Consider the following 5,760-nt stretch of genomic DNA (forward strand, 5'->3'; position numbering starts at 1 on the left):
AAACGTTTCCTTTTACTCTTTTCGCTAACGCTTCCGTAACCGATACGCTCTTTTTCCTAAGCTTACCGTTAACGTTCCCTTGCTATGTAAAGTTGCCGTATTTCGAAGTACTTTCGTATCACTCGCACTAACCGAGCAAAACGAGCGAAAACGCCCTATTTCAGTAGCTTGTAGGCAATTTTATATAGCAAGTGTTATGGGCAGTTTATTTATATCTTCCTTTTTATTTTTTGAAAAATTAAGATACAATTATATATCTACACTTGATTAATTTCACTTTCATATACTGGAAATTCCACATAACCAGTACAACCATCTCCACCATCTTCTCCATTTTGTGCAATTTCTGTTTCATTTGCATTACCGGCCATTCCTCCTTTCCCACCTTTCCCTCCTTCTAATTTATATTCAGGTTCTTTTAGTAATACTTCTTTCGCCTTAATAATAAGTCTTCCACCATCTCCAGCTGGAGCACCACCTCCACCTCCCGCATTTCCTTGACCATATTTTCCAGGAGCACCCCATCCACGTGTTCCAGATATACCAACATTTCCATCATCACCTCTCAAATCTATTATCCCTATACCTGAAAATGTTTTCATAGATGAAAAATATACGAGACCACCATGACGTGCAAATGTTGATATTCCGCCATCACCACCAATATTATTACTAAAACTCACACCACCATGCCACTCTGATGCATTAGCACCACTGTGATTTGAAGGTTCACTCCAATAGCCACCAGCACCGCCACCACCACCAAACAGCTTAGAGCCAGAAACTCCAATCCCTCCAGGAGCATCTGGATTCCCATAATTTACTCCTCCATTACCACCTTTACCGCCGAGTGCTGAACATTTAAATTGATGGTCAATCTTGGTATTATCAGGGAGTACGGTTGACACAATACCTCCTTCACTATAAAATTTTCTATAAACAAGTAATCCATCGATGACAATATCCCCTTCACATAATACCGTTAGCCATTGATTTGAACGTTCAGGTACAATCAATGTAGCATTCGTTTCAATAATAAAATTATTAAAACGATATAAACGTGGATAAATCTTTTTTGTCTCTCCTGATTTTACAACAAAATCTTCCATAATATTTATAATTTATTGGTTAAAATGACACTCATAGGGTTTGTTTTTAAATTGCCCATAACGGTTAGCGGTATGGGCAACAAGCGCCTGCGGGCTTCCGTTCTCTCAGCCAGCACTGCCGCTGCTGCGGCGCAGTAAGCTACCGCTTACCTCTTCACCCGCTTGTTGACTATACCGTGTGTTATGGGCAGGCTATCGTTCTGGGTATCGTTCAAGTTCAATTCGTAAGTCATTCATAATTCTATGTAGTTCTTCATTGTCAGCAATGCAGTCAACATAATATTGTTTGTCATCAGAAGCAGATTCTGGTCTAGATTCAAGATCGAATTTAATTCTGAATGTTTTCAATGCATTATTCTGATTGTCGAGTAATTCAAATGACAAATTTGGTTCAGTAAAATTCTTTTCTAAATGCTCAAGTCTCTCGTTTTTCGATAATGTTTCAAACCATTTTATAAGTCCTTGGACTTCCCAAGTTGTCAAGGATGGGTCAACAGTTTGCCAATTACCACAATTGCTTTTTACTTTTAAATAAACATTCAACCAATTCCCATCCCAACCACCTTCTTTAATTTCAGGGTATTGATAGTTAGTTATTCTGAACTCTACAGACTGGTCATCTATTCCTTTAAAAATCATTTTGCGTCAGTTTTTAAGCTTGCCCATAACGGTTGCTGCTAAAAAGCGCTGGGGAGTTCGAAGCAGCGGTCTTGTCCCTCGCTAAAATAGTTGCCAATATACAAAAACAAATCACATCTAACTATCTGCCCCAGTGTTTTTTTAGCAGCGGTTGTGGGTAGTTGTTTTTATTCAAATCTTTCTAATAATTGGTTCGTTCGATGCAAAAACTGTCACACAATCATCAATTCCTTTAATCAAGAATTCTCTTACTTCAAATATATGATTTGATATAAATCCATTATCAATTTCTGTTTTCAACCAACCACCTTCTAGTATTTCAACTATCCAATTTTCTACCATTTTTTTGTCTTTCCAGAAACTTCCTAAATCTCTTTCATGCAAACATTTGAATCCAATAGGGTTATTGAAAGTTATAAAGTATTCTTCAAATTCGTCCACTGAATATTGAATCTCTATATTCTCGAGATTATAGTTTATTGAAAGTATTTCTGGCGTCTTAAAATTTCTAATTATTGTTTCTATTTTTTTAGATTTCATGCGATTTCTAATATTTATCTGTGTCCTGATTAAAACTCTAACTTTTTCATGTCAAACTCTATCCAGTTTGCTTCTCTTCACAATTACCCACAACGGCTGGCGGCATGGACACTCCGCGGTTGCGGGGCATCTCTCGTCTCAGCCCGCTAAAACCTGCCTGCGGGTACCAACCTACCGCGTTGCGCTTCAGCCCGCGGATTGGCTATGCCGCTTGTTGTGTGCAGGCTTTTTATTTTTGATTTAATATTTTCTTTCTGAATATTATTAAACTAATCAATCCTACTGCACAAACAGCAATCAATCCTTTTAGTATCTTAATCGTCAAACACAAATCAACTCCACTGACGGAAGAAATACAATCTCCCATATCAGCTGTTTCATATTTTATGCTGACCATAGTATTAACTATCCCAAAAGCAAAAAGTGGAATCCCAATGATGAATATACTAATCAATATGTAGTAAATCGCTTTTCTCATTTGATTACTTTAAATAAATCTATAATTTATTCCAATCAACTATTAGTCAACATTCCTTTTGTCCATGAATCAATTGACATTTTTGCATTTAAAGCAAAGATATCTTTATCCTTTTTTTCTATGCTTTTTAAAACAGTTAATGCTTCATCTTCAAATGTTTTTAATAAAGTCACTGCTGTCCATACCTTTACAGAATCGCTATCATGATGCATTAAAGTGTAGAACTGTTCCTTAATATCAGGTTTCCCATCCTTAATATTATCAACTATTTTCATCATTTTAGCATGTATCTTATTCCCTCGTTTAAAATCACCTGTGAGGGTAGTCTCTCCATGCTCAATGGCTAAAGAAATATATTCATTTATCAAATCACTCATGATGGTCGATTTTTCAAGTTTGCACACAACGTTCGGAACTATATGCAGTTGGGGATTGCAGGTTGCTATCCTGTCGAACCCCAATGCCGTTGTTGCGGGCTGCGAACTTTGTTGTCCGCACGGAAACCCCAATTGACATATAGTTTTTGTTATGCGTTCGGCTATTTTAAATCTTTCCCAGCAATATCTTTCCAACGATAAAATAGGAACACTTTAGGGTTACTCATTGCGACAAAAATACCATTTGGAAAATTTGGCAACGATACGCTTGTTACATCGCTTCCGTCACTTTCTAATGTGGCTGTTTGAATAGTTTTTAACAGCGGATGTTCGTTAGGATTATTCTTTTTCCCTTCTCTGGGAAAGATATGGAATTGGTTAGCTTGTTGATCAGAAACTAAAATATATCCTGTGCCATTCTTCTTTTTGTAAATTGATATTCCCTCAATGTCGCTTTTAAATTCCGCAGAAGCAAAAATAGCCAATTCAGTATTAGAACTATCTGGGTTAGCATAGTATTTACGAATGCCTACACCTTCATCAGAATAATAAACATACCCTAATTCATTATCTACCGCTATAGCTTCTATTTCCTTTTTACCACTAAACTTTCCAAATTTTCTAACCAATTTTCCACCCACGATCCCGTTGCCTAAGTCGGTTAGTCTATACTGCCATAGATAACCCTCTTTCGGACCATTTTTTCGGCTAACTATCGCATAAATTTCCCCGTTTTTTTCAGTATAAAGTGCAATTCCCATCGGTAAACGAAGTGAATCTCCTTCAAAGACCGGAATGCCGCCATTGTCAATAAGTTGCATTTCAGGCAAAGTAAAAACCCTAATTGAATTTGTATTACGTTCTGTGCAAACAGCAATATCCATAGAACGATTGTTCAATCTCAGATTGTAGGCAATATCCACATTGTTGGGTCTTTTCAGCCCTTTGAATGTTTTTTCTTTTTTTTCTTTTCCGTCAAGACCAAAAACATATAAAGCTCCATCTTCTCCATCTTTTCCTTTATCTGTCCCTATTATAAGACTTTTTGACAAGTCATTTTTATTTATCCAGATTGCAGGGTCATCACTATTGTGTTTAACACTGTCGGTAATAATAACAGGATTGACTCGTGTCACCATAGGTGTCTTGGTCATTACACTTGTCTTGCAACTTAAAATTGTTAATGCAAGAATTGTTAATGCTAATAATGCTTTTCTTTTGATAGTTTCTTCCATTTAAAATTTGTTATTTAGTGACTGTAGTGTCTGTTTAGCTGACGCATAACGTTTGGCGGTATGGGCAACAAGCGCTTGCGGGCTTCCGTTCTCTCAGCCTGCACTGCGGCTGCTGCGGCACAGTAAGCTTCCACCTACCACTTCACCCGCTTGTTGACTATACCGTGTGTTATAGGGCGTTTTTAATATCTTTTCCAATTTGGATTTCTAATATCCTTCTCTGATGGTTTCGTAACATTTTTAATCATTTCTCTTTCACAGGCTCCAAACTCTTCAAAATTCTTTTGACCTTGAATAAGTGATACTCTATTTGCACCTCCTTGGTAATTTGGATTTTCTAACTGAATTGGATCATCTTCCCAATAACATATTGTGCAAATGTTGTACGTTCCAGATGGAGGTTCAATCAATGTGTTATAGCCACAGCAGGGACAATAAAATTTCCCATCCGCTTGAATCAACTGAAAGTCTACTATTTCTTTTATCCTCTTGTCATCCAAATTTGAAATTGCACTTTCAATCAAACTTAGAGGGTACTTGTCAGAGTAGAAAAGATTGTAACTCTCTATATTCACATGCTTTAGTTCAAAATTCAATGCTTGATAATATTCATATTCGATATTACATACTTCAGTTAAGTAATCCTCCAAATAGTCCCTTAATTCACAAGTATCCACTTGAATAACTGTCTGACTATTTTCAGTAAAAATTCGGATATGTGGTTTTATTGTCTTCATTTCTTAAATGCCTTACAACGTTTGGCGGTATGGGCAACAAGCGCTTGCGGGCTTCTGTTCTCTCAGCCTGCACTGCGGCTGCTGCGGCGTTGTAAGCTACCGCCTACCACTTCACCCGCTTGTTGACTATACCGTGTGTTGGGCGCTGGCATTTATTATTCTTGGGCTGGTTCTGTCCCCCATCCATCAAATTCACAATCAAATTCGTATCCTAAATCGCACATCTGCTTTGTCCAATCAATAATAACTGAATCAGCGATCGCCATTTTATTAGTCCAGCCAGTAATCACAAAGAGTTTTTTGTCTCCAGATGATTTACCATATTTTACAGTATAATTCATTTTTTGAAACTCGACAGCAAGATTTCTAGCCTTATCTATGTTGTTTGTATAAAAAAAGTACTCAAGTTTAAGTTTTTCACTCTCAGTTACACCATATTCTCTCAATTGCTTAATAGTTTGAGGTGTCATATTAACTTGATTATCTTTATTCTTTCTGTAAGAAGTTTCAGAAACAAACTTATTATCCGGATTTTGTTTTGTTGAAAACAAAACAAATAATTTCATAGTTATAATTATTATTGAGGTTAGTATCAGTCCAAACAGGATTTTCTTTTTCATTTTTTCAATTTACCAGTATAGTCTT

8 protein-coding genes are annotated in these 5,760 nt (G+C 36.6%); all 8 read right to left on the reverse strand.

Annotated elements, in window-relative coordinates; genetic code table 11:
* Positions 1–257: 257 nt before the first annotated feature.
* A complete protein-coding gene (locus tag L990_RS16495) occupies positions 258–1,109 on the reverse strand; it encodes a hypothetical protein (protein WP_047451723.1) in 852 nt (283 codons plus the stop codon).
* A 192-nt stretch (positions 1,110–1,301) separates the two neighbouring features.
* Positions 1,302–1,748, reverse strand: a complete 447-nt coding sequence (locus L990_RS16500) for a hypothetical protein (RefSeq protein ID WP_047451725.1) — start codon at positions 1,746–1,748, stop codon at positions 1,302–1,304.
* Between the two features lie 171 nt (positions 1,749–1,919).
* Positions 1,920–2,288, reverse strand: a complete 369-nt coding sequence (locus tag L990_RS16505; RefSeq protein WP_047451727.1) for a hypothetical protein — start codon at positions 2,286–2,288, stop codon at positions 1,920–1,922.
* Positions 2,289–2,517: 229 nt separating this feature from the next.
* The gene (locus L990_RS16510) at positions 2,518–2,766 is read right to left on the reverse strand and encodes a hypothetical protein (protein WP_047451729.1); all 249 of its coding nucleotides are present in this window, start codon (positions 2,764–2,766) and stop codon (positions 2,518–2,520) included.
* A 35-nt stretch (positions 2,767–2,801) separates the two neighbouring features.
* Positions 2,802–3,143, reverse strand: a complete 342-nt coding sequence (locus tag L990_RS16515) for a DUF2019 domain-containing protein (protein WP_047451731.1) — start codon at positions 3,141–3,143, stop codon at positions 2,802–2,804.
* A gap of 161 nt (positions 3,144–3,304) precedes the next feature.
* The gene (locus L990_RS16520; protein ID WP_052181103.1) at positions 3,305–4,378 is read right to left on the reverse strand and encodes a phytase; all 1,074 of its coding nucleotides are present in this window, start codon (positions 4,376–4,378) and stop codon (positions 3,305–3,307) included.
* 182 nt (positions 4,379–4,560) lie between these two features.
* Positions 4,561–5,115, reverse strand: a complete 555-nt coding sequence (locus L990_RS19745; protein ID WP_081981768.1) for a CPCC family cysteine-rich protein — start codon at positions 5,113–5,115, stop codon at positions 4,561–4,563.
* A 155-nt stretch (positions 5,116–5,270) separates the two neighbouring features.
* Entirely contained in the window at positions 5,271–5,681 is a 411-nt protein-coding gene (locus L990_RS16530; protein WP_197057319.1) for a ribonuclease E inhibitor RraB, read from the reverse strand.
* Between the last annotated feature and the right edge of the window lie 79 nt (positions 5,682–5,760).

This window comes from Alistipes sp. ZOR0009 (assembly GCF_000798815.1).
Lineage (GTDB): Bacteria > Bacteroidota > Bacteroidia > Bacteroidales > ZOR0009 > Acetobacteroides.

Excerpts from the sequence above, each read along its gene's own strand:
- L990_RS16515 (WP_047451731.1), bottom strand. The coding sequence starts at position 3,143 with ATGAGTGATTTGATAAATGAATATATTTCTTTAGCCATTGAGCATGGA.
- L990_RS16505 (WP_047451727.1), bottom strand. The coding sequence starts at position 2,288 with ATGAAATCTAAAAAAATAGAAACAATAATTAGAAATTTTAAGACGCCA.
- L990_RS16500 (WP_047451725.1), bottom strand. The coding sequence starts at position 1,748 with ATGATTTTTAAAGGAATAGATGACCAGTCTGTAGAGTTCAGAATAACT.
- L990_RS16530 (WP_197057319.1), bottom strand. The coding sequence starts at position 5,681 with ATGAAATTATTTGTTTTGTTTTCAACAAAACAAAATCCGGATAATAAG.
- L990_RS16495 (WP_047451723.1), bottom strand. The coding sequence starts at position 1,109 with ATGGAAGATTTTGTTGTAAAATCAGGAGAGACAAAAAAGATTTATCCA.
- L990_RS19745 (WP_081981768.1), bottom strand. The coding sequence starts at position 5,115 with ATGAAGACAATAAAACCACATATCCGAATTTTTACTGAAAATAGTCAG.
- L990_RS16510 (WP_047451729.1), bottom strand. The coding sequence starts at position 2,766 with ATGAGAAAAGCGATTTACTACATATTGATTAGTATATTCATCATTGGG.
- L990_RS16520 (WP_052181103.1), bottom strand. The coding sequence starts at position 4,378 with ATGGAAGAAACTATCAAAAGAAAAGCATTATTAGCATTAACAATTCTT.